This is a genomic window from Nocardia farcinica, assembly GCF_001182745.1.
In the GTDB taxonomy this organism is placed as follows: domain Bacteria; phylum Actinomycetota; class Actinomycetes; order Mycobacteriales; family Mycobacteriaceae; genus Nocardia; species Nocardia farcinica.
This window is the reverse complement of record NZ_LN868938.1, coordinates 408,435-433,877: the sequence shown is the minus strand read 5'-3', so window position 1 is coordinate 433,877 and position 25,443 is coordinate 408,435. Positions and strand designations below refer to the sequence as shown.

The following is a 25,443-nucleotide window of genomic DNA, read 5'->3' as shown; positions in this document are numbered from 1 at the left end:
GAGCGGTGAGCGCCGCCGATGCCGCGGGGGTGGCGCTGGACGGCCGGTTCCGGTCGGCACTGGCGGGACTCGAGCGCGGCCGCGGCGATCTCCCGCATGGCGTCACCGCCGCCGGGCTGTGGGAGTTGTTCGACGCCCAGGCCACGAGCAGACAGCTCGATCTCGCGGCGCGGCGGCTCGGTACGCAACGGCGCGGCTACTACAGCATCGGTTCCTCCGGGCACGAGGGGAACGCGGCGCTGGCCGCGGCGGCCCGCACGACCGATCCCGCGCTGCTGCACTATCGGTCGGGCGCGTTCTTCGTACACCGGCTGCGCCGGGTGGGCGGTTCCGATCCGGTGCGGGACGTCCTGCTGGGGGTGGTCGCGGCGGCGGCCGACCCGATCTCCGGCGGCAGGCACAAGGTGTTCGGCAGCAAGGCCGCCCACATCGTTCCGCAGACCTCGACCATCGCCTCACAACTCCCCCGCGCGGTCGGCCTGGCCTTCGCGTTGGAGCGGGCCGCACGGCTGGGCCTGCCGACCGAGTGGCCCGCCGACGCGATCGTGCTGTGCAGCTTCGGGGACGCCTCGGCCAATCACTCCACCGCCACCGGTGCGATCAACGCCGCCCTGCACACCGCCTTCCAGGGCGTGCCGATGCCGATCCTGTTCGTCTGCGAGGACAACGGCCTCGGCATCAGCGTCCCCACGCCCCCGGGCTGGATCGCGCACGCCTACGGCGCGCGGCCCGGACTGCACTACCTGCACGCCGACGGCTGCGATCCGGCGGACGCGCTCACCACGTGCGCGCGTGCCGTCGACTGGGTCCGCACCCACCGCGGACCCGCGTTCCTGCACCTGTCCACGGTCCGGCTCCTCGGGCACGCGGGCTCCGACGCCGAGAGCGCCTACCGGCGGCCCGCCGAGCTGGCCGCGGATATGCGCCGGGACCCGCTGCTCGGCACGGCCGGGCTGCTCGTCGCCACCGGCGCCGACCCCGGCGCGGTGCTCGCACGCTACGACTCGATCGCCGACCGCGTCGCGGCCACCGCCGAGTCCGTCTGCGCCGAACCGAAACTGGACACCGCCGAGGCGGTTCTCGCCCCGCTCGCGCGGAGTCGGCCTGCCGCGGTCCGCGCCGACGTGCTGCGCGACACCCCGACCTCGCCCACCCGCGCCCACCCGGGCGTGCGGGCCGGACGCGATCCCGGCGCGGATGTGCCCGTGACGCTGGCGCAGGCGGTCAACACCACCCTGGCCGCGCTGTTGGCGCGCGACCCCGACGTCCTCGTCTTCGGGGAGGACGTCGGCCGCAAGGGCGGCGTCTATGGCGTCACCAAGGGATTGCGCGCCCGCTTCGGCCCGCGTCGGGTGTTCGACACCCTGTTGGACGAGCAGAGCGTCCTCGGCACCGCGCTGGGCGCCGCGCTCGCCGGGTTCGTGCCGATTCCGGAGATCCAGTACCTGGCCTACCTGCACAACGCCGCCGACCAGGTGCGGGGGGAGGCCGCCACCCTGCGCTTCTTCTCCGCGGGCCGCTACCGCAATCCGATGGTGGTACGCATCGCCGGGCTGGCTTATCAGCGGGGTTTCGGCGGCCACTTCCACAACGACAACTCGGTCGCCGCGCTGCGCGACATCCCGGGCGTGGTGCTGGCCGTGCCCGCCCGCGCCGACGACGCCGCCGCCCTGCTGCGCACCTGCGTCTCGGCCGCCCGCGTCGACGGCCGGGTGTGTGTCTTCCTCGAGCCGATCGCGCTCTACCACACGCGCGACCTGCACCCGGACGACGGTGCGTGGGCCGTCCCGGCCGCCGCACCGGAGCACGTCCCGATCGGCCGCGCCCGCGCCTACGGCGACGGCACCGACCTGACGATCGTCACCTTCGGCAACGGCGTCCCGATGAGCCTGCGGGTGGCCGCCCGGCTCGCCCGGCAGGGCGTGGCGACCCGTGTCCTCGACCTGCGCTGGCTGGCTCCGCTGCCGGTGGACGATCTGGTGCACCACGCCCGAGCCACCGGCCGGGTGCTCGTCGCCGACGAGACCCGGCGCAGCGGCGGAGTGTCCGAAGCGGTGTGCACCGCACTCGTCGACGCCGGATTCCGCGGCCGCCTCACTCGGGTCACCAGTGCCGACAGCTTCGTGCCCCTCGGGCCTGCGGCCGCGGCCGTGCTGCTGTCCGAAGCCGCGATCGAGTCCGCCGCGCTGGCCCTGGTCCGCGACTGACCGGCCGCCCGCGGGTGGGCGTGTTCACGATTCGACCCGCCGTGACGGGCAATACTCTGGGGCGAACACCCGGCAGCGAAAGGACACGGCGAATGTCAACGATGTCCATCCTCGGCGAGGTCCGCCCCGAGCACGATCACGACGCGGGCGGCGAGCGGGTACTGCTGCACTATCTACGGTCCTACAAGCAGCCGGTGCTCGACGTGTGGTCGGCCTGCACCGCGCGTGACCAGCTCGCCCGCTGGTTCGGCGCGGTGTCCGGCGGGAACGGCAACCTCGGTATCGAACCGCTCGACGGGCCGGTGCCCGGCCCGGTCGCGGTGCGCGTGGAGCACTGCGTGGCACCACACGAACTGGTCGCGCACGTGGACGGCGAGCTGATCGAGGTGCGGCTGGAGCAGGTCGGCGTGCTGACCAATCTCGAGCTCGTGCGCAGGCACCTGTGCCCGGCCGACGCTCCCGCCGTCGGACCGCGCTGGCAGTACCTGCTGGACCGGCTCACCGCCTATCTCGAGGGCACGCCACTGCCCAGCTGGTCGGCCTATCCGAAGCCCGCCGACGAGTACCGGTGATCGACTTCTCGGACAACATTTCGGTAACACGCGCCGACAGTCGTGCTGATCCCGTGATCGAGAAACCCAGAGCCGATGCCTATCCACCGAGGTGAGAGGCGTGCTCCCGGTTCGTACACCTGCACGCTCGCCCGCCTGTGCAGCGGTAATGCCTTCCATGTGACGGCGGGCGCGCGGTGTGGCAGCATCCTTGGCGAGGTCGGGGTCTGGAGCCAGGTCGGGCACCGACTGGTTGGGCCGGCGGCGGCCCCGGGGAGCTTCCCGGGGCCGCCCCGCCGGTTTCCGAGCCGTTTCGCGCCCGCTCAGCGCACCGCCTGCTCCGCCACGTCGCCGGCCTCGGCCGATGCCCGCGCACCCCGTCCCGGCGCCCACGCCCCGAGGACCACGGCCGCCACCACGCTCGACACGCCCAGGGCCAGCGCCGCGTTCTGCATGCCGTGCACGAATGCAGCCTGTGCCAGATCGACCAGCGGCGCCGCCTGTGGCCCGGCGCGGTCGGCCACCTCGAGCGCCGCGGCCAGCGAACTACCTACCGGCTCGCGCGCCTGCTCGGGCAACTGCGGCAGCACCGGACTGATGCGGGCGCTGTACCCCGCGGCCAGCACACTGCCCGCGACGGCGATGCCCAACGCCGCCCCCACCTCGCGGGCGGCATCGTTCACCGCGGAGGCGACGCCGTGGTCGGCGACGGGCGTGTTCGCGATGATCGCCGCGGTCGCGGGCGGGGAACTCAGCCCGAGCCCGCTGCTCATCACCAGCAGCGGCCACAGCAGATCGACGTAGCCGCTGTCGGCGGTGAGCCGCGAGAGACCGATCAAACCGACGCCGACCAGCCCCACCCCGATCACCGTCGGCAGCCGCAGCCCGAAGCGCTCGGCCAGCCACGGCGCGACGGCGGCGAGGGCGATCATCGGTCCCACCATCGGCGCCAACGCCACCGCCGACATCAGTGGGCTGTAGCCGAGGAAAAGTTGCATGAACTGCACGATCAGCAGGAAGGTGCCGAACGCGGCCAGGAACTGCACACCCACCGCCACCGTCCCGCTGCCGAATCCGCGCGCGGCGAACAGCCGCACATCCAGCAGCGGCCGCGCCCCGCGGGCCGCCACCCGGAGCTCGACGACCGCGAACAGCACGCCCGCGACCACGGCCCCGGCCAGCAACCCGAGGACGACCGGATCGGTCCATCCTCGTACCGGCGCCTCGATCGCGCCCACCACCAGCAGCCCGATCGCGGCGGCCGAACTCAGCGCACCGGCAGGATCGAGGCCGGGCCGATCCTCGTCGACGGTCTCCCCGACCGTGCATCCCGCGACCGCGAGCACCGCGGCCGCGATCGCCATGCCGAGGAAGATCGACACCCAGGAGAAGTGCGCGAGCAGCAAGCCCGACCCGAGGAAGCCGATCACCGCGCTCACGCCCGCGACACCGGCCCACACGGCCACCGCCACCGACCGACGCGACTCGGGGAAGCTCGCGGTGAGCAGCGACAGCGTGGCGGGCATCACCAGTGCCGCGCCCACACCGGTGAGCGCGCGCGCCCCGATCAGCCAGTGCGGGCTGTCGACGATCAACGGCAGCGCCGAGGACGCCGCGAAGATCACCAGCCCGAGCACGAGCACCAGCCTGCGGCCGTAGCGGTCGCCCAGCGCGCCGCACGGCAGCACCAGGCACGCCAGGGTCAGCGTGTAGCCGTCCACGATCCAGGTCAGCTGCTGCTGGGTGGCGCCGGTGGCGGCCGCGATCTCCGGCAGCGCCGTGTAGAGCCCGGCCATCGCCGCGATGACGAGTGCCACCCCCAGGCAGGAGACGACCAGCAGCCACCACTGGCGTCCGGTCAGCCGCACCGGCGCGGTCGCGCTCACGCCGACCCGAGGTCGGTGAGGTGGGCCAGCACCAGGCGATCGACCTCGGCACCGCGTTCGAGGGGCAGCAGATGCCCGGCGCCCGGGATCTCGGTGACGCCGCGCAGGTCGGGCACGTGCGCGCGCATCACCCCCAGCGGATCGCGACCGCTGAATCCGGCCATGTCCGGGTCCTTTTCGCCGTAGACGAAATACGCGGGCACCCGGACCGTCGGGTCGAGATCGGCACCCAGCTCCCAGTTGCGGTCCAGGCTGCGATACCAGGCCAGCCCACCGGAGAAGCCGGTGCGTTCGAATTCGGCGGCGAGCACGTCGAATTCCGCCGCCGACAGCCACGGCCACGGCAGGGCGGGCGCGTCCGGGAGTACCTCGAGGTAGCCGGAGCCGGGCGGGAAGCGCCAGGTGTCGAGGTAGTGGTAGTCGCCGCTGAGCGCGTAGTACACGCGGGCGAGGAAATCGCGTGGCGCGGCCGCGAGTTCGCGATCCGCGACACCGGGGCGCTGGAAGTAGTCCAGGTGCAGGAAGTGGCGCTGCGCCGCCTTGGCCCACAGCTGCGAGGGCGCGCGGGACGGCCGTGGCGCGTAGGGATTGTTCAGCACGATCACCCCGCGCACCCGCTCGGGTGCCCGCTGGGCCAGCTCCCACACCAGCACGGCACCGAAGTCGAGGCCGACGAACACCGCCCGTTCCGCGGCGAGATCGTCGAGCAGGGCCAGCAAGTCACCGATCACCGCGCGATTGGTGTACGCCTCGGGGTCGGCCGGTGCGTCCGTGCGGCCGTAGCCGCGCAGATCCGGTGCCAGGGCGTGGTAGCCGGCTGCGGCCAGGGCGTCGAGCTGGCGGTGCCAGATGAACCCGGTGTGCGGGAAGCCGTGGCAGAAGATCACCGGCTGCCCCGCGCCGCGCTCGGTGACGTGCATGCGAATGCCGTCGTTGGTCACGATCCGGGACGTGGGCCGCTCGGTCACCGTCACTGCGCCTCCAAAGTTAGAACACGTTCTACGTTTCACGGTAATGTCCGACAGTCGTGAGCGGAATACCAGACCTACGCGACCGGGTCGCGGTCGTCACCGGCGCCAGCCGCGGCATCGGCAAGGGCATCGCCCTGGAGCTGGGCGCGGCGGGCGCGACGGTCTACCTGACCGGGCGATCCACCACCCCGGGAAAACTGCCCGGCACCGTCCACGAGACCGCCGCGCGCATCGATGACCTCGGGGGCACCGGCGTCCCGGTGGTGTGCGATCACCGCGACGACGACGCCGTCGCCCGTCTGTTCGACCGGGTGCGCGCCGAACACGCCCGGCTCGACGTGCTGGTGAACAACGTCTACAACTCCCCCGCCGCCGCCCGGTGGCTCGGCAAACCCTTCTGGCAGGTGCCCCCGCACGCCTGGGACGAGACCTTCGACGTCGGGGTGCGCTCGCATTACGCGGCGGCGGTGTTCGCCGCACCGCTGCTCATCGAATCCGGCGGCCTGCTGGTCAACATCTCCTCGCCCGGCGCCCGGCGCTACATGCACAACGCCGTCTACGGCGTGGCCAAGGCGGCACTGGACCGGCTCACCGCCGACCTCGCCCACGACCTCGCCGACACCGCGGTCACCGTGGTGTCGCTGTGGCCCGGCATCGTGAACACCGAACTGCTGCAACTGGTTCCGGCGGACGCCGCGGGCAGGCGACTGGTCACCCTGCCCGGGGAAGGCACCTTCGATCTGGACGCGGCCGAATCGCCGCACTTCGCCGGGCGCGCGGTGGTGGCACTGGCCGCCGATCCGGATCGCCGCGGCCACACCGGCGCCGCCCTGCGGGTGGCCGATCTGGCCGAGCGCTACGGCTTCACCGACCTCGACGGACGCGTTCCCCGCAACGACTGAGCAACCGAGCTGGACACGGCTTCCCCGGACCGTGGATGATGCACGAGCGCACATCGATTTTCCGAGGACGTCAGATGACCCCCGCAGGCCTCACCCTTGTCACCCCGCGGCTGCGGATGCGTCCTCTGCGCAGCGCCGACGCCGAGCGGTTGCACGTGCACTGGAACGATCCGGGCGTGCGGCGCTATCTCTTCGACGACGAGCCGGTGCCGACGCCGCTGGTGCTGGCGATCATCGAACGCAGCGACCGCGATTTCGCGGTACACGGCTACGGGCTGTGGACGCTGACCGCCCGTGGGACGGCGACCGGCGAACTGCTCGGCGTCAGCGGATTGCGCCGGATCGACCACGGCATCGAGCTGGTGTGCAGCGTGGCCGACCGGCACCGCGGCGAGGGCCTGGCGGTCGAGGCCTGCCGCGCGGTGTTGAAGTACGCCTTCGGAACCCTGGGGCTGGACCGGGTGATCGCGGAGATCGATGCGGGCAACCGCGAATCGGTGCGGCTGGCCGAACGGCTGGACATGGTGCGCACCCGAGCCGAAGCGGACGCGACCGGGCTGGTGCGCTTCGAGGCCACCGCGCCGTGGACCGGCCGGGACGAGGCCGCGATCAGGAGAACTTGATCTCCAGGCCGATGCCGAGGATGGCGATGAGCCAGATGATGCCGGTGAAGATCGTGACGCGGTCGAGGTTCTTCTCGACGACGGTGGAGCCGGACAGGCTGGACTGCACGCCGCCACCGAACAGGCTGGACAGACCCCCACCCTTGGCGCGGTGCAGCAGCACCAGCAGCACCAGCAGCACGCTGGTGATGATCAGGAGGATATCCAGGAACATCCGCATGCCGTCAGTCTATGGGGTCCGCCGCCGCGCGCCCCAATCGGGCGTGCGGCGCGCTCATCGCCGGTGCGGGTCGACCGCCACCAGGTGACTGATGCTGGGTTCGCCGGTGCCGAACTCGGCCACGGCCTGTTCGCGCAACCGGTCCTGGGCGGTGAGCCGGACCTGGTGCTGGTGCATGTGCTCGGCCCACGAGCGCACCACGAACGCCTCCACATACCGATCGACCACGCCCACGTCGCGGTAGAGCCGCCACTCCATCGCGCCGGTGCGCTGCCGGGACCGCCCGACGAAGACCATCGCGGCCAGGAAGTCCGGCACCCGCTCGGCCGGGACGTCGTAGGAGCGCAACACCATGACCGGGCCGTCGTCGGGATCGGGCTCCACCACCAGCTGCGGCTCCGGCCAGAACGCGGTCGGGGTGAGATCGAGATCCTCGGCGTTGTGCCGGATCGGCAGCCACACACTGCTCACCGCGCTGCCCGCCAGCAGGGCCGCCGCGATCAGCAGCGCGGTCACCGCCGAGGTCGCCCCCGCCACCAGGCCCCAGACCAGCGAGCCCATCGCCTGCCCGCCCATGAACACCAGCATGTACACCGACAGTCCGCGGGCACGCACCCAGGCGGGCAGCAGCAGCTGCATCGTCGCGTTCATCGTCGACAACGCCAGCAGCCAGGCCAGGCCCGCGCCCACCAACAGCACCAGCACCGCCGCCACGCTGTGCAGCAGTGCCGCACCGACACAGGCCAGCCCGAACACCACCGAGGCCGCGGTGAGCCGCTGGGTGGGGGTCAGCCAGGCGCGGATGCGCGACAGTCCCACCGCACCGGCCACCGCGCCCACGCCCAGCGCGCCGAGCAGCACACCGTAGCCGGAGGAGCCCAAGCCGAGTTCGGCGCGCGCGATCACCGGCAACAGCGCCCACAGCGCGCTCGCCGGCCCCACGAAGAGGATCGAACGCAGCAGCACCCGCCGGATCGCGGGCGCCGCGCGGATGAATCTGGTCCCGGCCTGGAGCGCGGCCAGCGGCCGCTCGCTGGGCAGCCGGCGGTCGGCGGCCGGGCGGCGCCAGAACAGCAGCACCGCGACGATGCCGCCGAACGACAGCGCGTTCAGGGCGAACACCAGCGACGGCCCCGACAGTGCCACCAGCACACCGGCGACCGCCGGGCCCACCGCCCGCCCGATGTTGATGTTCATGCTGCCCAATGCCGCCGCGGACGGAATCTGCTGGCGCGGTACCAGTTCCGGCTGGATCGCCTGCCAGGACGGTGCGGTGATGGCCTGTCCGCAGCCGAGCAGGAACAGCAGCGTCAGCAGCACCCCCGGGGTGGTGTGCCCGGTGGCGGTGGAGACCGCCAGCACCGCGGCGAGCACCGCCATCGTCGATTGCGCGCCCAGCAGCAGCCTGCGCCGGTCCATCAGATCGGCCAGGACGCCCGAGGGAATGGACAGCAGCATCACCGGCAACGTGATGGCGGTCTGCACCAGCGACACCAGGGTGGCGGCGTTCGGCTCGTCCACCAGCAACCACTGCGCGCCGACCGTCTGCATCCAGGTGCCCAGGTTGGAGACCAGCTGGGCGATCCACAGTGCCCGGTAGACGGGGGACCGCAGCGGCGCCCAGGTGGACAGCGGCTGCGTGGCGTCGGCGGTGGTCACTCCGCCGAGCATATCGCCGGTAACATCGGGGACATGGCGGCACCACTGGCTCGGCTCGCGATCGCGGTGCTCGCCGCGGCCGCGCTCTCCGCATGCACGAGCGACGCGGACTCGGTCCCGGCGAAGGAGTCCACCCCGCCGGACCGGTCGCTGCGCGGCACCACCTGGGTGGTGACGGCCCTGCTCGACCAGGATGTCGACGTGCCCGCGGAGGTGCTCGACGCGGCCAATCCGACGCTACTCATCGCCGAGGACGGCGGCGTCTCCGGCTCCGCCGGGTGCAATCAGCTGGTCGGCACCGCGGCCGTGCAGGACAAGCCGCACGGCGGATCCAGCATCACCTTCCAGGTCGCCACCACCAAGATGATGTGCGAACCGGCGGTGATGGAGGTCGAGCGCGGCGTGCTCGAGGTCCTGGACGGCAATGTCGGCGCCACCATCGAGGGTGACACGCTGACCCTGCGCGACGACGACGGCCGCGGCCTCACCCTCGCCGCCCGCTGAGCGCTCGGCACCCGGGCAGACGACGAGCGCCCGGCTCCCGAACGAACCGGCCCGGAAACGAACCGGCCCGGCATCGCGGAGGCGATACCGGGCCGGAGTTCGATGCCGGGACCGCGATCAGGGCAGCGGGCCGCCCGCGGCGATCGCGGACAGGGTGGCGAACTCGTCACCCTTGAGCGAGGCCCCGCCGACCAGCGCACCGTCGACATCGGGCTGGGCGACCAGTTCCCCGACGTTCTTGGCGTTCACCGAGCCGCCGTAGAGCACCCGCACCTGCGCGGCCACCTCGGGTCCGGCCAGCTCGGCCAGCTCGGCGCGGATGGCGCCGCACACCTCCTGCGCGTCGGCCGCGCTCGCCACCTTGCCGGTGCCGATGGCCCAGACCGGCTCGTAGGCGATGACGACCTTCGAGATCTGCTCGGCGGACAGGCCCTTCAGCGACCCGCGCAGCTGCTCGAGGTTGTATTCCACGTGCGTGCCCGCCTCGCGGACGTTGAGCCCCTCACCGATGCACACGATCGGGGTGAGGCCGTGCTCGAGAGCCTTCTTGGCCTTGCCGAGCACGGTGGCGTCGTCCTCGTGGTGGTACTGGCGCCGCTCGGAGTGCCCGACCACCACGAAGGTGCAGCCCAGCTTGGCGAGCATGCTCGCGCTGATCTCGCCGGTGTAGGCGCCGGACTCGTGCACCGAGACGTCCTGCGCGCCGTAGGTGAGCAGCAGCTTGTCGCCCTCCACCAGCGTCTGCACGCTGCGGATGTCCACGAACGGCGGGATCACCGCGACGTCGACCTTCTCGAAGTACTTCTCCGGCAGCGCGAAGGCGATCTTCTGCACCAGGGCGATGGCCTCGAGATGGTTGAGGTTCATCTTCCAGTTGCCGGCGATGAGCGGTTTACGTGCCATTCAGCTGCCCTCCGGAGCGGTGTCCTCGAGGACACTGATGCCGGGAAGTTCCTTGCCCTCCAGGTATTCCAGCGACGCGCCGCCGCCGGTGGAGATGTGCGAGAAACCGTCCTCGGGCAGGCCGAGCGCGCGGACCGCCGCGGCCGAGTCGCCGCCGCCGACGACGGTGAACGCCCCCTTGCCGGTGGCCGCCACGATCGCCTCGGCGACCCCGCGGGTGCCCGCGGCGAACTTCTCGAACTCGAACACGCCCATCGGGCCGTTCCAGAACACCGTCTTGGCCTCGGTCAGCAGCGCCGCGAACCGGTCCACCGACTCCGCGCCGATGTCCAGACCCATCCAGCCGTCCGGAATCTCGTTGGCGGGAACGCACTTCGACTCCGCGTCGGCGGAGAACGAGTCGGCGACCACCACGTCGCGCGGCAGGTGGATGACGTCGGCGTACCGCTCGAGCAGCCCCTTGCAGGTGTCGATCATCTCCTCCTGCAGCAGCGAGGAGCCGACCGAAAGGCCCTGTGCGGCAAGGAAGGTGAAGCACATGCCGCCGCCGATCACCAGCGTGTCGACCTTGGGCGCCAGCGCCTCGATGACGGCGAGCTTGTCGGAGACCTTCGAGCCGCCCAGCACCACGGCGTAGGGCCGCTCGGTGTTGTCGGTGAGCTTGGCCAGCACGTCCACCTCGGCGGCGACCAGCGTGCCCGCGTAGTGCGGCAGCAGCTTGGCCACGTCGTAGACCGAGGCCTGCTTGCGGTGCACCACGCCGAAACCGTCGGAGACGAACGCGCCGTCCTCGCCGACCAGCTCGACCAGGGCCGCCGCGAGCTTGCCGCGCTCGGCCTCGTCCTTGCTGGTCTCGCGCGGATCGAAACGCACGTTCTCCAGCAGCAGCACGTCACCGTCGGTGAGGCCCTCCGAGCGCGAGAGCGCGTCGTAGCCCACCACGTCACCGGCCAGCTGCACGTTGCGGCCGAGCAGTTCGGCCAGCTTCGCCGCCACCGGCGCGAGCGAGAACTTCGGGTCCGGCTCGCCCTTGGGACGGCCGAGGTGCGCGGTGACGACCACCTTGGCGCCCGCCTCGACCAGGGCCTTCAGCGTCGGGATCGAGGCGATGATGCGGCCGGGATCGGTGATCTGCCCGTTGTCGTCGAGGGGGACGTTCAGGTCGGAGCGCACCAGCACGCCCCGACCTTCGACACCCTCGTTCAGGAGATCCTGGAGTGTCTTGACAGCCATGTGATCAGAGGGACTTGCCGACGAGGCCGATGAGGTCGGCGAGGCGGTTGGAGTAGCCCCACTCGTTGTCGTACCAGGAGTAGACCTTCACCTGATCGTCGATGACCTTGGTCAGCGGCGCGTCGAAGATCGAGGAGTGCGGGTCGGTGACGATGTCGCTGGAGACGATCGGGTCGACGCTGTACTTCAGGATGCCCTTCAGCGGGCCCTCCGCGGCCGCCTTGAACGCCGCGTTGATCTCCTCGACCGTCGCCTTCTTGGCCAGGTCGGCGGTCAGGTCGGTGATCGAGCCGGTGGGGATCGGCACGCGCAGCGAGTAGCCGTCGAGCTTGCCGTTGAGCTCGGGCAGCACCAGGCCGATGGCCTTGGCCGCGCCGGTGCTGGTCGGCACGATGTTCACCGCGGCGGCGCGGGCGCGACGCAGGTCCTTGTGCGGGCCGTCCTGCAGGTTCTGGTCCTGGGTGTAGGCGTGGATGGTGGTCATCAGGCCCTTGACGATGCCGAACTCGTCGTTGAGCACCTTCGCCAGCGGGCCCAGGCAGTTGGTGGTGCAGGACGCGTTGGAGATGATGTTCTGGCTGCCGTCGTACTTGTCGTCGTTGACGCCCATCACGATGGTGATGTCCTCGCCCTTGGCCGGGGCCGAGATGATGACCTTCTTGGCGCCCGCGGCCAGGTGGCCCTTGGCCTTGGTGGCATCGGTGAAGATGCCGGTGGACTCGACGACCACGTCGACGCCGAGGTCGCCCCACGGCAGGGCGGCGGGGCCCTCCTTGATGGCCAGCGCCTTGATCCGCTGGTCGCCGACCACGATGGTGTCGTCGCCGTCGAGCGAGACGTCCTTCGGCAGGCGGCCGAGGATCGAGTCGTACTTCAGCAGCGTGGCCAGGGTCGCGTTGTCGGTGAGGTCGTTGACCGCGACGATCTCGATGTCGGTGGTGCCCAGCGCCTTCTGCGCCTCCACCGCCCGGAAGAAGTTACGTCCGATACGACCGAAGCCGTTGATGCCTACCCGGACAGTCACGTTATCGCTCCTCAGCTTTCAAGCGGATTCATTCCGATGCCGTACCCACACTAATCCCAGCCGCGGATCTCTCCGACAACCACCTGGGATTCGTGAGCGCCCGCGACCGGTGCCGGCTCGGCCGATGCGATATCGGCTGGCGCCGCTCGCCGAAGGCCGGGCATGATCGACCCGGTGAGTACCGACCAGTCGTTCTCGCCCGCGCCGCTGGTGCGCGCGGCCACCGAAGCCGATGTCCCCGCTGCCGCCCGCACCCTCGGGCGTGCCTTCGCCGACTACCCCTGGACCCGTCACGTGATCGACGCCCGCGACCACGAGCGGCGGGTGCTCACCATGCAGGAACTCTTCCTCACCCACCTCGGCCTGCCGCACGGGCGGGTGTGGGTGACCGACGACTGCTCCGCCGTCGCCGTGTGGACCACCCCGGAGACCGACGCGGGACCCGTCTTCGCCGAACTCGGCCCGCGCCTGGCCGAACTCGCCGGCGACCGCGCCGCCGTCCAGGAGGCCGCCGAGGCCGCGCTCGCCCCACACCGGCCGACCGAACCGGTGTGGTTCCTCGGCACCGTCGGCGTCGACCCGGACCACCAGGGCCGCGGCCTGGGCCGCGCAGTCCTGGCACCGGGCATCGCCGCCGCCGACGCCGCCGGGGTACCCGCGTTCCTGGAGACCACCGGGGAAGGAAACCGGCGCTTCTACGAACGGCTCGGCTTCCGGGTCACCGCGACCGTCGAGATCCCCGACGACGGCCCGACCACCCTGGCGATGCTGCGCGAACCGGCCGCCTGACCGACCTCCGGCCGCTGACCCGCTCAGGCAGTGCCCGATTCCGCCCGAGCGGGACGGCCTCCGTGGTGACGCTCCGCTACCGCCTCCGGCCGCTGACCCGCTCAGGCAGTGCCGATCCGGCCCGAGCGGGACGGCCTCCGTGGGGACGCTCCGCTACCGCCTCCGGCCGCTGACCCGCTCAGGCAGTGCCGATCCGGCCCGAGCGGGGCGGCCTGCGTGGTGACGCTGCGCTACCGCCTCCGGCCGCTGACCCGCTCAGGCTTCGTCGAGCAGTTCGGCGGTGACCGCGGACTCGGTGTCGGGGATGCCGAGTTCCCTGGCCCGGCGGTCGGCCATCGAGAGCAGGCGGCGGATCCGGCCGGCGACCGCGTCCTTGGTCATCGGCGGGTCGGCGAGCTGGCCGAGTTCCTCGAGCGAGGCCTGCCGGTGCTGCACGCGCAGCTTGCCCGCGGCAGCCAGATGGTCGGGCACGTCCTCGCCCAGGATCTCGAGCGCCCGCTCCACCCGCGCGGCCGCGGCGACGGCGGCGCGCGCCGACCGCCGCAGGTTGGCGTCGTCGAAGTTGGCCAGCCGGTTCGCCGTCGCACGCACCTCGCGGCGCATCCGGCGCTCCTCCCAGGTGAGCCGGGTGTCCTGGGCGCCCATCCTGGTCAGCAGCGCGCCGATGGCCTCGCCGTCGCGCACCACCACCCGGTCGGTGCCGCGCACCTCGCGGGCCTTGGCCGTGATGCCCAGCCTGCGCGCCGCACCGACCAGCGCCAGCGCCGCCTCGGGGCCGGGGCAGCTCACCTCGAGCGCCGAGGAGCGGCCCGGTTCGGTGAGCGAACCGTGCGCGAGAAACGCGCCGCGCCAAGCGGCTTCGGCATCGGCGATGCTGCCGCCGACCACCTGGGCGGGCAGGCCGCGCACCGGACGGCCGCGCACGTCGAGCAGGCCGGTCTGGCGGGCCAGCGCCTCGCCCTCCTTCGACACCCGCACCACATAGCGGGAGGTCTTGCGCAGGCCGCCCGCCCCGAGCACGTGCACGTCGGAGCCGTAGCCGTACAGCTCGAAGATCTCCCGGCGTAGCCGGCGAGCGATCGAGCCCATGTCCACCTCGGCCTCGACGATCACCCGCCCGCCGACGATGTGCAGGCCGCCCGCGAACCGGAGCAGGGCGGACAACTCCGCCTTGCGCGAGCTGACCTGCGACACCGTGAGCCTGCTCAGCTCGTCCTTCACCTCGGCTGTCATCGCCACGAGACGCGCTCCTTTCCACCCAACCCGGACCGCACATCCGCGCCCATGTGCCGTCCCTCCACCCGAAGCCCCGCCAGCTGCGGCCGGGGCTGCCGGATCAGCTGATCCAGGGCGGCGGCCAGCTTTCCGGGATGATGCCGATCTGTGCCCGCTTCGGCGACCTCGGAGAAGGTTACTCGCGCCCGCAACTGTTCGGCAGCCCTTGCCACATGTTCGCGTTCCCGCCCCGGTGGTACCGACCCGGCGTCCACCAGCACCTCGTCGACGGTGAATTCCGGTGCGTGCTGCGACAATACGTGCAGGTGCCGCTCCGCGGAGAAGCCCGCGGTCTCGCCGGGCTGGGCGGCCAGATTCAACACCAGGATCTTGCGCGCGCGGGTGTAGACCAGCGCTTCGCGCAGCTCGGGGACCAGCACATGCGGGATGACGCTGGTGAACCACGAGCCCGGCCCGAGCACCACCACGTCGGCGTGCTCGATCGCCGAGGTCGCCTCGGGGCTGGCGGGCGGATCGGAAGGGATCAGCCGCACCCGCCGCACCTTGCCCGGCGTGGTGGCCACCGCGACCTGGCCGCGGATGCAGCGGCTGACCCGCGGGTCGGCCTCCAGGCCGGAGACGTCGGCCTCGATGTCGAGCGCGATCGGTGACATGGGCAGCACCCGCCCGGTCGACTGCAGCAGCCCGGCCACCTCGTCCAGCGCCGCGACCGGGTCGCCGAGCACCTCGGTGAGCCCGGCCAGGATCAGGTTCCCCACCGAGTGCCCGGCCAGCGCACCGCTGCCGCCGAACCGGTGCTGGAGGGTGCGCGCCCACACGCCGTCCGGGTCGGCGGCCAGCGCCGCCAGCGCCATCCGCAGGTCACCGGGCGGCAACACACCCAGTTCCGCGCGCAGCCTGCCGGAGGAGCCGCCGTCGTCGGCGACCGTCACCACCGCGCTGATGCGCCGGGTCAGCCGCCGCACCGCGCTGAGTGTCGCGTAGAGGCCGTGTCCGCCACCGAGGGCGACGACCGCGGGGCCGGATTCCCACTCCGTCATTCGCGCCCCAGATCCCGGTGCACGACCCGCACCACGTCCGCCGACTCCGCCGAGGTGTCGGCGCCGATCAGCTCCCCCAGCGCCTCGGCGATCGCCACGCTCCGGTGTTTGCCCCCCGTGCAGCCCACTGCCACGGTCATGTATCGCTTCCCCTCTTGGCGGTAGCCGCTCGTCGTCAGGTCGACCAGGTGGTGGCAGGTGTGCAGATAGTCCTGAGCGCCGGGGCGCGACAGCACGTACTCGCTGACCACGGTCTCCTGTCCCGAGTGTTCCCGCAGTTCCGGTATCCAATGTGGATTGGGTAGAAAACGCACATCCAACACCATGTCGGCGTCGAGTGGAACCCCGTACTTGAACCCGAAGGACTGCACGGTCAGTTGCAGCGCCGCGGGGGCGCCGCCGCCGTAGGCCTCCTCCAGCTTGCGGTGCAGCTGATGGATCGACAGTTCGGTGGTGTCGATCACCAGGTCGGCGGCGGCCTTGACCCCCGCCAGCCGCACGCGCTCGACGGCGATGCCCGCGGACAGGGTGCCGTCGGCGCTCTCGCTCTGCAACGGATGCCTGCGCCGGGCGAAGCCGAAGCGGCGGATCAGCACATCGTCGGAGGCCTCGAGGAACAGCACCCGGGTGCGCAGGCCGAGCGCGCGCAGCTGATCGGCCACCACCGACAGATCGCCGGTGAAGAAGCGGCTGCGCACGTCCATGACCAGGGCCAGCCGCCGGATCGGCGGGTCGGCGGCGGCGCCGAGCTCCACCATCCGCCCGATCAGTTCCGGCGGCAGGTTGTCGGCGACGTACCAGCCCAGATCCTCGAGCACCTTGGCCGCGGTGCCGCGCCCCGCCCCGGACAGCCCGGTGACGATGACGACCTCGACCTGCTGCTCGAGCGTGCCCGCGCCGCTCGGCGGGGCCTGGCTCGCGGTGTTGTTCGATTCGACGCGTGTCATGTCCTACCGGCTTCGTGTGTGGGGGCCTCTTTCGATCATCGCGCACCGGATCGGTCATCGGGCGCCGACACTCAAGCTACGCGACGGCCGATCCGCGGGCGCGTCACGTGCCGTCGGAGCGGCTCGTTCCCGGTGCGCCGCGCACTCCCGGTGCCGGTCATTCCTGGTGTAGGGCCGCCAGCACCGCCTTCGCCGTGGCCACCCCGATCCCGGGCACCTCGGTGATCTCCTCGACCGTGGCCTCCTTGAGCTTGGCCACCGAGCCGAAGTGGGTCACCAGCGCGGTGCGCCGGGCCGCGCCCAGACCGCGCACCGAGTCCAGCGCCGAGGCCGTCATCCGGCGCGAGCGCTTGCTGCGATGGAAGGTGATGGCGAAGCGGTGGGCTTCGTCACGCACCCGCTGCAACAGGAACAGCGCCTCGCTGTTGCGGGGCAGGATCACCGGGTCCGGTTCACCGGGCACCCACACCTCCTCGAGCCGCTTGGCCAGGCCGATCACGGCGACGTCGGTGATGCCGAGTTCGTCGAGCACCTCGGCGGCGGCCGCCACCTGCGGCGCACCGCCGTCGACGACGTACAGATTCGGTGGGTAGGCGAACTTGCGCGGGCGGCCGGTGGTCGGGTCGATGCCGGGCCGGGACGTCGGCGTTTCGTCGTCGTCGACCAGCGGCGCGCCCGCGGCGGTGCCGTCGAGTTCTTCGCGCTCGGCCTCGTCGCGCTCCTTGCGCAGCCGGTAGAACCGGCGACGGGTGACCTCGGCGATGCTGCCCACGTCGTCGGAGCGACCCTCCCCCGCCGCCTCCTTGATGGCGTAGTGCCGGTAGTCGGACTTGCGCGGCAACCCGTCCTCGAACACCACCAGCGAGGCGACCACATCGGTGCCCTGCACGTGGCTGATGTCCACGCACTCGATGCGCAGCGGCGCGCTGTCCAGGTCGAGCGCGTCCTGGATGTCCTGCAGCGCCGCCGAGCGGGAGGTGAGGTCGCCGGCGCGCTTGAGCTTGTGCTGGGCCAGCGCCTCCTTCGCGTTGCGCTCGACGGTCTCGGCCAGCGCCTTCTTGTCGCCGCGCTGGGGCACCCGCAGGCGCACCGCCGAGCCGCGCAACCGGCTCAGCCACTCCTGGAGCTGCTCGTGTCCCGCGGGCAGCTGTGGCACCAGCACCTCGCGCGGCACCACCGTGGCGGGCTGCTCGTCGGGGGTCTGGTCGGCGTAGGCGGCCTGCTCGCCGTAGAACTGGGTGAGGAACTGCTCGACCAGCGCGCCGGTCTCGTCGTCGCCGGTGCCGGAGTCCACCGCGTCGCCGGACTTGTCCACCACCCAGCCACGCTGCCCGCGGACGCGGCCGTCGCGCACGTGGAAGATCTGCACCGCCACCTCCAGTTCGTCGGTGGCGAAGGCGATCACGTCGGCGTCGGTGCCGGTGCCGAGCACCACCGCCTGCTTCTCCAGCGCCCGGCGCAGTGCCTGCACGTCGTCGCGCAACCGGGCCGCGGTCTCGAAGTCGAGGTCCTCGGCGGCGGCGTGCATACGCCGTTCCAGCTCACGCACCATCTTGTCGGTGCGCCCGGCCAGGAAGTCGCAGAAGTCCTCCACGATGGCCCGGTGCTCCTCGGCGCTGACCCGCCCGACGCACGGCGCCGAGCACTTGTCGATGTAGCCGAGCAGGCAGGGGCGGCCGATCTGGTTGTGCCGCTTGAAGACTCCGGTGGAGCAGGTCCGCGCGGGGAACACCCGCAGCAGCAGGTCCAGCGTCTCGCGGATGGCCCAGGCGTGCGCGTAGGGACCGAAGTAGCGCACGCCCTTCTTGCGCGCTCCCCGGTACACGAACAGCCGCGGATACTCCTCGTTCAACGTGACCGCGAGCACGGGATAGGACTTGTCGTCGCGGTAGCGCACGTTGAACCGCGGATCGAATTCCTTGATCCAGTTGTATTCCAGCTGCAGCGCCTCCACCTCGGTGGAGACGACGGTCCACTCCACGCTCGCCGCGGTGGTGACCATCTGCTTGGTGCGCGGGTGCAGCGAGGCGACGTCGGCGAAGTAGGAGTTCAGCCTGCTGCGCAGGCTCTTGGCCTTTCCGACGTAGATGACCCGGCCGTAGGAATCCCGGAACTTGTACACACCCGGCTCGACGGGGATGGTGCCCGGCGCGGGCCGGTACGTCGCTGGATCTGCCACGTGACCAGCCTATCGACCGCCTCCGACAGCCCGGCGCGCGCTGGTCAGCGCGGGACGGCCAGCCCGTGCGCACGCAACGCGTCGACCAGGGCGTCGGGACGCTCGGCGGTGGGCAGCGGGTCCACCAGCGCGAACCGGCAGCCCAGTGCGCTCGCGCCGCCGTCGGCCACCGCGCTGTCGCCCACCATGAGCGCCGCCTCCGGCGCCACCCCGAGCTTGTCCAGCGCGGCGCGGAAGATGCGCGGGTCCGGCTTGATCGCGCCGACCTCGAACGACAGCGTCACCGCGTCCAGGAGGGCATCCCAGCCGCGGGTCGCGAAGGCCGGGCGCACATCGAAGGCGATGTTGCTGACCACGGCCGTCCGGACGCCGTGCCCGGCAAGGAATTCCAGCACGGTCCCGGTGTCGGGATAGGGGGTCCAGGCCAGCGGGTCGATCAGCCGCCCGTACAACCGCGCCGCCTGCTCCTCGGTGGGCACCCCGGATTTCCGCAGCACCTCCAGATACGCGCGCCGGTGCAGGGCCGGATCGAGATCCCGGTTGTCCCAGGCGTACTGACCGGCCTCGTCGAACTCGACGAGTTGCTGCACGGGCGCTGTCATCCGGCGCAGGATCTCGGCCTTCTCGTGCACGTCGAACGCGCGGCCGTCCGCGTCGACGAGTTCGTCGGTCCAGGAGGGATCCTCCTCCAATCGGAAGAGCGTGCCGGAGAAGTCGAACAACACCGCCTCGATCGCCACGCGGCCAGCCTACCGATACGGCGTGCCCGCATCGCGGCCCGCGTGTCGCGACACGATCCGGCAACATTTCCGTTCACCGCGAGCGAAAGACTTTGTCTTGTTGCTGAGGGTTCCCTAACGTCTCAGGGCATGACAAACGATCCGGCCGAGCAGGCGCGCGAGTGGAGCTTCGAGACCAAGCAGATCCACGTGGGTCAGGTGCCCGACACCACGACCAACGCCCGCGCACTGCCCATCTACCAGACCACCTCCTACACCTTCCGCGACACCGCGCACGCGGCGGCGCTGTTCGGGCTGGCCGAGCCGGGCAACATCTACACCCGCATCATGAACCCGACCCAGGACGCCGTCGAGCAGCGCATCGCGGCACTGGAGGGCGGCGTCGCCGCGCTGTTGCTGGCCTCGGGCCAGGCCGCGGAGACCTTCGCGATCCTCAACATCGCCGGCGCGGGTGACCACATCGTCTCGAGCCCGCGGCTCTACGGCGGCACCTACAACCTCTTCCACTACACGCTGCCGAAGCTGGGCATCGAAGTCTCCTTCGTGGAGGATCCCGACGACCTCGAGCAGTGGCGTGCCGCGATCCGGCCGAACACCAAGGCGTTCTACGGCGAGACCATCTCCAACCCGCAGAACCACATCTTCGACATCCCCGGCATCGCCGAGGTCGCGCACGGCGAGGGCATCCCGCTGATCGTCGACAACACCGTCGCCACCCCGTACCTGATCCGCCCGCTCGAGCACGGCGCCGACATCGTGGTGCACTCGGCCACCAAGTACCTCGGCGGGCACGGCGCGGCCATCGCGGGCGCGATCGTCGACGGCGGCACCTTCGACTGGACCCGGGGCCGCTTCCCCGGCTTCACCGAGCCGGACCCCAGCTACCACGGCGTGAAGTACGCCGACCTGGGCGCACCCGCCTACGCCCTCAAGGCGCGCGTGCAGCTGCTGCGCGACCTGGGTTCGGCGGTCTCGCCGTTCAACGCCTTCCTCATCAGCCAGGGCCTCGAGACGCTGAGCCTGCGGATCGAGCGGCACGTGCAGAACGCGCAGGCCGTGGCCGAGTTCCTGGCCGGCCGCTCGGAGGTCACCCAGGTGTTCTACGCGGGCCTGCCGTCCTCGCCGTGGTACGAGCGCGGCCGCAGCCTCGCGCCGAAGGGCACCGGCGCGGTGATCGGGTTCGAGCTGGCCGGCGGCGTCGACGCGGGCAAGCGGTTCGTGGAGGCGCTGACCCTGCACAGCCACGTCGCCAACATCGGTGACGTGCGCTCGCTGGTGATCCACCCGGCCTCGACCACGCACTCCCAGCTCACCCCGGAGGAGCAGCTGAACGCGGGTGTCACGCCGGGCCTGGTGCGCCTGGCCGTGGGCATCGAGCACATCGACGACATCCTCGCCGACCTCGAGGCCGGTTTCGCCGCCGCCAACGGCTGACCAACCGCCACCCGGCATCGGGGCCGTCGCGCGCAGCGACGGCCCCGATGTCGTTCCCTGACCCGCCGAGGTGCGCCAAAAGCCGCGCCGGGCACCGTGTTCGGCGCTACAGTCCTGGAATGGTGCGTACGCGACGAATCCGGTGCGGTGCTGCCGCGCTGCTCACGCTCGGGATGCTCACCGGCTGTTCCGCCGGCGACGAACCGGTCGCGCAACCCTGCACCAGCACCGAGAACGGCTCCGCGATCACCGCCGAGCCCTCGGCCGCCGCGACGGCGACCACGCAGAATCTCGCGCTCAATCCCGAGATCGCCTCCGGCTACCGCACCGGGATGACCCCGGTCGAAACCGGCTCCTACGCGGTGTCCACCGCGAATCCGATCGCCACCGAGGCGGCGTGCGCCGTGTTGCGCGACGGCGGCACCGCGGCCGACGCGCTGGTCACCGCCCAGTTGGTCCTCGGCCTGGTCGAGCCGCAGGCCTCGGGCATCGGCGGCGGGGCCTTCCTGCTCTACTACGACGCCGCCTCCGGCGGGATCGAGGCCTACGACGGGCGGGAGACCGCGCCCGCCGCGGCCACCGAGAACTATCTGCGCTGGATCAGCGACACCGACCGCACCGAGCCGCGCCCCGACACCCGCGCCAGCGGACGCTCCATCGGTGTGCCGGGCGTGCTGCGGATGCTCGAGCTGGCTCACCGCGAACACGGCAAGACCGGCTGGCGGGAACTGTTCGACCCGGCGATCGCGCTGGCGGACCAGGGTTTCGCGATCAGTCCGCGGCTGGCCGCCCAGATCGCCGAATCGGCACCGGAGCTGGCCCGCGACGAGGCCGCCCGCGCCTACTTCCTGCAACCGGACGGCACCGGGAAGCCGGCGGGCACCACCCTCACCAATCCCGCCCTGGCCAAGACGCTCTCGACCATCGCCACCGACGGCGCGGACGCCTTCTACACCGGTGTGCTCGCCGAGAACATCGTCGCGGCGGTGGCCTCCGATGCCGGTGGACGCACGCCCGGGCTGCTGAGCACCGCCGATCTGGCCGGGTATCAGGTGAAGAAGCGCACCGCGCTGTGCTCCGCCTACCGGGCGCACGAGGTCTGCGGCATGCCGGCACCGTCCTCCGGCGGCAGCACGGTCGCGGCGACGCTGGGCATCCTGGAGAACTTCGACCTGGCCGCGCTGGGCCCGCAGGAGGTCGACCGCGACGGCGGCACACCGCGGGCCGAGGCGGTGCACCTGATCGCCGAGGCCGAACGTCTGGCCTACGCCGACCGCAACAAGTACGTCGCCGACCCGGACTTCGTACCGCTGCCGGGCAATTCCGCGCAATCGCTGATCGACCGGAACTATCTGAAGCAGCGCGCCGGACTCATCGATCCGCAGCGCAGCATGGGCACCGCCCAGCCCGGCGACCTCGGCCCGGTCCCGGTCGGCGTCGGCCCGCAGCCACCCGAGCACGGCACCAGCCACATCAGCGTGGTCGACCGCTACGGCAACGCCGCCGCCATGACCACCACCGTGGAATCGGCCTTCGGATCCTTCCACATGGTGGACGGTTTCGTGCTGAACAACCAGCTCACCGACTTCGCCGCCGACCCGGTGGCCCCGGACGGCGCACCGGTGGCCAACCGCCTGGAGCCGGGCAAGCGGCCGCGCAGCTCGATGGCGCCCACCCTGGTGTTCGACCGCGCCCCGGACGGCGGGCGCGGGCAACTCACCCACGTCACCGGGTCACCCGGCGGCGCGGTGATCATCCAGTTCGTGGTGAAAACCCTGATCGGGATGCTGGATTGGGGCCTCGACCCGCAGCAGGCGGTGTCCGCGGTGTCCTTCGGTGCGGGCAACAGTCCCACGACCGGCGTCGGCGGTGAACACCCGGCGATCGACGCCACCGACAACGGCGATCACGACCCGCTGGTGCGCCGCCTGCGCGAACTCGGCCACGACGTCTCGGTCGCCCCGCAGACCAGTGGTCTCAGCGCGCTGCGCCGTGCCGAGCCCGGCTGGATCGGCGGCGCCGACCCGCGCCGCGAGGGCGCGGTACTCGGCGACACCCGCTGATCAGCGCGGCGGGTGCGGCGTCTCGGGGGCGTACCTGCCGCCCAGCTCCCGCAGCCGCTCCATCGCCCGCGCGGCGTGCTCCTTGTCGTTGCTGCGGATCGCCAGCAGGGGCACGTAGTCGTCGTCGACGAGTTCCAGCCGCGCCCACGACTTGCGGTCCGGGAAGCTCACGCCGCGAATGTGCTCCCAGCCGAACAGGTTCTCCCCCAGCACGTTGCGCACCGCGACGCCCTCGGCACCCGCCCGCACCCGCGGGCGGGTCAGCAGCAGCACACCACCGGCGACCAGCGCGCCCACCACGATCATGGCGATCTGATCGGCGAGCCGGAAGTGCACACCCGTCGAGCCGTTGCGCAGGAACACGCCGCCGACGGTGAAGACGGCCAGGATCAGCACCGCCACGATCCACGCGGTGCGCACCGCGCGTCGCGGCCGCACCTCGAACTCCCACCGCTGCCCCGCGGCGGCGGACGCGGCCGGATCGGTGCGGCGCCACAGTCGAACCACCGGCATGGGTCAGCCCTGGCCGCGCAGCGCCCGCAGGGTCAGCGCGGCGTCCAGCGCCGCCGCGCACGCCTGCTCACCCTTGTCCTCGGCCGAACCGGGCAGCCCCGCCCGGTCCAGCGCCTGCTCCTCGGTGTTGGTGGTGAGCACACCGTTGGCGACCGGGGTGGCCGCGTCCAGCGACACCCGGGTCAGGCCGGCGGTCACCGCGTCGCACACGTACTCGAAGTGCGGGGTGCCGCCGCGGATCACCACGCCGAGCGCGACCACCGCGTCGTGCGTGCGGGCCAGTTCCTGGGCCACCACCGGCAGTTCCATCGCGCCCGCGCAGCGCACCACCGTCACGTGCTCGACGCCGGCCTGCTTCGCCACGCGCTCGGCGTTGGCGACCAGGGTGTCGCAGATGGTGGTGTGCCAGCGCGACGCGACGATGCCCAGGCGCAGGTCCTTGGCGTCGGCCAGCTCGAAGGTGGGAACACCGGTGCCGCTCATTCCGAAATGCCTTTCCCGCGAATGCCGCTCACTGTGCGGTCTCTCCCAGATCCAGATCGTCGAGCCCGACCAGGTCATGGCCCATGCGGTCGCGCTTGGTGCGCAGGTAGCGCAGATTCTCGGCGTTGGCGCGCAGGGGCATCGGCACCCGTTCGGTGATGGTGAGGCCGTAGCCGTCCAGGCCGACCCGCTTGGCGGGGTTGTTGGTCAGCAGGCGCATCGACCGGATGCCCAGGTCCACCAGGATCTGGGCGCCGGTGCCGTAGTCGCGGGCATCGGCGGGCAGACCGAGATCCAGGTTGGCGTCGACGGTGTCGCGGCCGGAGTCCTGCAACTGGTAGGCCTGCAGCTTGTGCATCAGGCCGATGCCGCGGCCCTCGTGCCCGCGCATGTACAGCACGACGCCCCGGCCTTCCTGGTCCACCATCTCCAGGGCCGCGTCCAGTTGCGGCCCGCAGTCGCAGCGCAGCGAACCGAACACGTCACCGGTGAGGCATTCGGAGTGCACGCGCACCAGCACGTCCTCGCCGTCGCCGATGTCGCCGCGCACCAGGGCGACGTGTTCGACATCGTCGTAGATGCTCTGGTAGCCGACCGCGGTGAACGCGCCGTGCGCGGTGGGGATGCGCGCCTCGGCGACCCGCACCACCTGCTTCTCGTGCTTGCGCCGCCAGGCGATCATGTCCGCGATCGAGATCAGCGCCAGATCGTGGTCGTCGGCGAACACGCGCAGTTCCTCGGTGCGGGCCATGTGGCCCTCGTCCTTCTGGCTGACGATCTCGCAGATCACGCCGGCCGGTCGCAACCCGGCCATCCGCGCCAGGTCGACGGCCGCCTCGGTGTGGCCGGGGCGGCGCAGCACGCCGCCGTCCTTGGCGCGCAACGGCACGACGTGGCCGGGGCGGGTCAGGTCGTCGGCCTTCGCGTCGGCGTCGGCGAGCAGCCGCATGGTGGTGGCCCGGTCGGCCGCCGAGATGCCGGTGGTGATGCCCTCGCGCGCGTCGACCGAGACCGTGTAGGCGGTGCCGTGCTTGTCCTGGTTGGTCGCATACATCGGCGGCAGGCCGAGCCGATCGCAGTCCTCACCGGTGAGCGGCACACAGATGTAGCCGGAGGTGTAGCGGATCATGAAGGCGACCAGTTCGGGGGTGGCCTTCTCCGCCGCGAAGATGAGGTCGCCCTCGTTCTCGCGGTCCTCGTCGTCGACGACGACGACCGCCTTACCGGCGGCGATGTCGGCGACTGCGCGCTCGATGGTGTCGAACCTGGTCACGTCTGCTGCGCTCCCTCTAGGAATAGGTGCTTGAACAGTATTGCCGTTGGCCCGGCCGGCACG

The 25,443-nt window shown here is 71.6% G+C and carries 23 protein-coding genes; 8 read left to right on the top strand and 15 right to left on the bottom strand.

The genetic code is table 11. The features are described from left to right. The first annotated feature begins 5 nt into the window (after positions 1-5). Both AMO33_RS02280 and AMO33_RS02275 read left to right on the top strand, forming a co-directional pair. Entirely contained in the window at positions 6-2,207 is a 2,202-nt protein-coding gene (locus tag AMO33_RS02280; RefSeq protein WP_082668554.1) for a thiamine pyrophosphate-dependent enzyme, read from the top strand. A 92-nt stretch (positions 2,208-2,299) separates the two neighbouring features. After that, positions 2,300-2,779 (top strand): SRPBCC family protein, encoded by a 480-nt coding sequence (locus AMO33_RS02275; protein ID WP_060590162.1) that lies wholly within the window; start codon positions 2,300-2,302, stop codon positions 2,777-2,779. A 302-nt stretch (positions 2,780-3,081) separates the two neighbouring features. Here AMO33_RS02275 and AMO33_RS02270 read toward each other — a convergent pair whose 3' ends face one another. Together AMO33_RS02270 and AMO33_RS02265 are read right to left on the bottom strand one after the other, a co-directional pair. After that, a complete protein-coding gene (locus tag AMO33_RS02270) occupies positions 3,082-4,644 on the bottom strand; it encodes an MFS transporter (RefSeq protein WP_060590160.1) in 1,563 nt (520 codons plus the stop codon). Continuing rightward, positions 4,641-5,618, bottom strand: a complete 978-nt coding sequence (locus tag AMO33_RS02265; protein ID WP_060590159.1) for an alpha/beta fold hydrolase — start codon at positions 5,616-5,618, stop codon at positions 4,641-4,643. The genes AMO33_RS02270 and AMO33_RS02265 overlap by 4 nt, the downstream gene beginning before the upstream one ends. 53 nt (positions 5,619-5,671) lie before the next feature. Here AMO33_RS02265 and AMO33_RS02260 point away from each other — a divergent pair, with 53 nt between their 5' ends. Beyond that, positions 5,672-6,517: an SDR family NAD(P)-dependent oxidoreductase gene (locus AMO33_RS02260; RefSeq protein WP_060590157.1), complete on the top strand. Its 846-nt coding sequence runs from the start codon at positions 5,672-5,674 to the stop codon at positions 6,515-6,517. A 74-nt stretch (positions 6,518-6,591) separates the two neighbouring features. After that, positions 6,592-7,140: a GNAT family N-acetyltransferase gene (locus AMO33_RS02255; protein WP_076573843.1), complete on the top strand. Its 549-nt coding sequence runs from the start codon at positions 6,592-6,594 to the stop codon at positions 7,138-7,140. Here the strand turns inward: AMO33_RS02255 and secG are convergent. Further along, a complete protein-coding gene (secG, locus tag AMO33_RS02250; RefSeq protein ID WP_011210117.1) occupies positions 7,127-7,360 on the bottom strand; it encodes a preprotein translocase subunit SecG in 234 nt (77 codons plus the stop codon). The genes AMO33_RS02255 and secG overlap by 14 nt on opposite strands. Positions 7,361-7,414: 54 nt before the next feature. Beyond that, complete coding sequence (locus AMO33_RS02245; RefSeq protein WP_086841820.1) at positions 7,415-9,031, bottom strand: MFS transporter; 1,617 nt, start codon at positions 9,029-9,031, stop codon at positions 7,415-7,417. 21 nt (positions 9,032-9,052) lie between these two features. Here AMO33_RS02245 and AMO33_RS02240 point away from each other — a divergent pair, with 21 nt between their 5' ends. Beyond that, the gene (locus AMO33_RS02240) at positions 9,053-9,523 is read left to right on the top strand and encodes an META domain-containing protein (protein ID WP_011210119.1); all 471 of its coding nucleotides are present in this window, start codon (positions 9,053-9,055) and stop codon (positions 9,521-9,523) included. A gap of 117 nt (positions 9,524-9,640) precedes the next feature. Here AMO33_RS02240 and tpiA read toward each other — a convergent pair whose 3' ends face one another. Genes tpiA through gap form a run of 3 tightly spaced genes read right to left on the bottom strand, consistent with a single transcriptional unit; the run spans position 9,641 to position 12,683 of the window. Continuing rightward, positions 9,641-10,426 carry a triose-phosphate isomerase gene (tpiA, locus tag AMO33_RS02235; RefSeq protein ID WP_060590155.1) on the bottom strand — a complete coding sequence of 262 codons (786 nt, stop codon included), beginning with the start codon at positions 10,424-10,426 and terminating at the stop codon, positions 9,641-9,643. Next, a complete protein-coding gene (locus AMO33_RS02230; RefSeq protein ID WP_011210121.1) occupies positions 10,427-11,659 on the bottom strand; it encodes a phosphoglycerate kinase in 1,233 nt (410 codons plus the stop codon). Between the two features lie 4 nt (positions 11,660-11,663). Beyond that, positions 11,664-12,683, bottom strand: coding sequence for a type I glyceraldehyde-3-phosphate dehydrogenase (gene gap, locus AMO33_RS02225; RefSeq protein WP_011210122.1), 1,020 nt, complete (start codon positions 12,681-12,683; stop codon positions 11,664-11,666). Between the two features lie 162 nt (positions 12,684-12,845). Here gap and AMO33_RS02220 point away from each other — a divergent pair, with 162 nt between their 5' ends. After that, the gene (locus tag AMO33_RS02220) at positions 12,846-13,472 is read left to right on the top strand and encodes a GNAT family N-acetyltransferase (protein WP_011210123.1); all 627 of its coding nucleotides are present in this window, start codon (positions 12,846-12,848) and stop codon (positions 13,470-13,472) included. A gap of 255 nt (positions 13,473-13,727) precedes the next feature. Here AMO33_RS02220 and whiA read toward each other — a convergent pair whose 3' ends face one another. From whiA to AMO33_RS02195, 5 genes are all read right to left on the bottom strand, one after another. Beyond that, a complete protein-coding gene (whiA, locus tag AMO33_RS02215; RefSeq protein WP_011210124.1) occupies positions 13,728-14,705 on the bottom strand; it encodes a DNA-binding protein WhiA in 978 nt (325 codons plus the stop codon). Beyond that, positions 14,702-15,748, bottom strand: coding sequence for a gluconeogenesis factor YvcK family protein (locus AMO33_RS02210; RefSeq protein WP_060590153.1), 1,047 nt, complete (start codon positions 15,746-15,748; stop codon positions 14,702-14,704). Before AMO33_RS02210 ends, whiA begins: the two co-directional genes overlap by 4 nt. Beyond that, complete coding sequence (gene rapZ, locus AMO33_RS02205; RefSeq protein ID WP_011210126.1) at positions 15,745-16,695, bottom strand: RNase adapter RapZ; 951 nt, start codon at positions 16,693-16,695, stop codon at positions 15,745-15,747. Before rapZ ends, AMO33_RS02210 begins: the two co-directional genes overlap by 4 nt. 157 nt (positions 16,696-16,852) lie before the next feature. Beyond that, positions 16,853-18,874 carry an excinuclease ABC subunit UvrC gene (uvrC, locus tag AMO33_RS02200; RefSeq protein ID WP_060590152.1) on the bottom strand — a complete coding sequence of 674 codons (2,022 nt, stop codon included), beginning with the start codon at positions 18,872-18,874 and terminating at the stop codon, positions 16,853-16,855. A 44-nt stretch (positions 18,875-18,918) separates the two neighbouring features. Next, positions 18,919-19,614, bottom strand: coding sequence for an HAD family hydrolase (locus tag AMO33_RS02195; protein ID WP_060590149.1), 696 nt, complete (start codon positions 19,612-19,614; stop codon positions 18,919-18,921). 129 nt (positions 19,615-19,743) lie between these two features. On the opposite strand from AMO33_RS02195, the gene AMO33_RS02190 reads away from it, so the two are divergent. Continuing rightward, positions 19,744-21,048 (top strand): bifunctional o-acetylhomoserine/o-acetylserine sulfhydrylase, encoded by a 1,305-nt coding sequence (locus tag AMO33_RS02190; protein ID WP_011210129.1) that lies wholly within the window; start codon positions 19,744-19,746, stop codon positions 21,046-21,048. Between the two features lie 119 nt (positions 21,049-21,167). After that, positions 21,168-23,111 (top strand): gamma-glutamyltransferase, encoded by a 1,944-nt coding sequence (ggt, locus tag AMO33_RS02185; protein WP_060590147.1) that lies wholly within the window; start codon positions 21,168-21,170, stop codon positions 23,109-23,111. Here the strand turns inward: ggt and AMO33_RS02180 are convergent, their stop codons facing one another. From AMO33_RS02180 to AMO33_RS02170, 3 genes are read right to left on the bottom strand one after another with little or no spacing between them, the layout of a single operon-like run. Beyond that, complete coding sequence (locus tag AMO33_RS02180) at positions 23,112-23,624, bottom strand: PH domain-containing protein (protein ID WP_011210131.1); 513 nt, start codon at positions 23,622-23,624, stop codon at positions 23,112-23,114. It abuts the gene before it with no gap. Between the two features lie 3 nt (positions 23,625-23,627). Continuing rightward, positions 23,628-24,107, bottom strand: a complete 480-nt coding sequence (gene ribH / locus AMO33_RS02175) for a 6,7-dimethyl-8-ribityllumazine synthase (RefSeq protein ID WP_011210132.1) — start codon at positions 24,105-24,107, stop codon at positions 23,628-23,630. 28 nt (positions 24,108-24,135) lie between these two features. After that, positions 24,136-25,380 carry a bifunctional 3,4-dihydroxy-2-butanone-4-phosphate synthase/GTP cyclohydrolase II gene (locus AMO33_RS02170; RefSeq protein ID WP_011210133.1) on the bottom strand — a complete coding sequence of 415 codons (1,245 nt, stop codon included), beginning with the start codon at positions 25,378-25,380 and terminating at the stop codon, positions 24,136-24,138. Positions 25,381-25,443 lie beyond the last annotated feature (63 nt).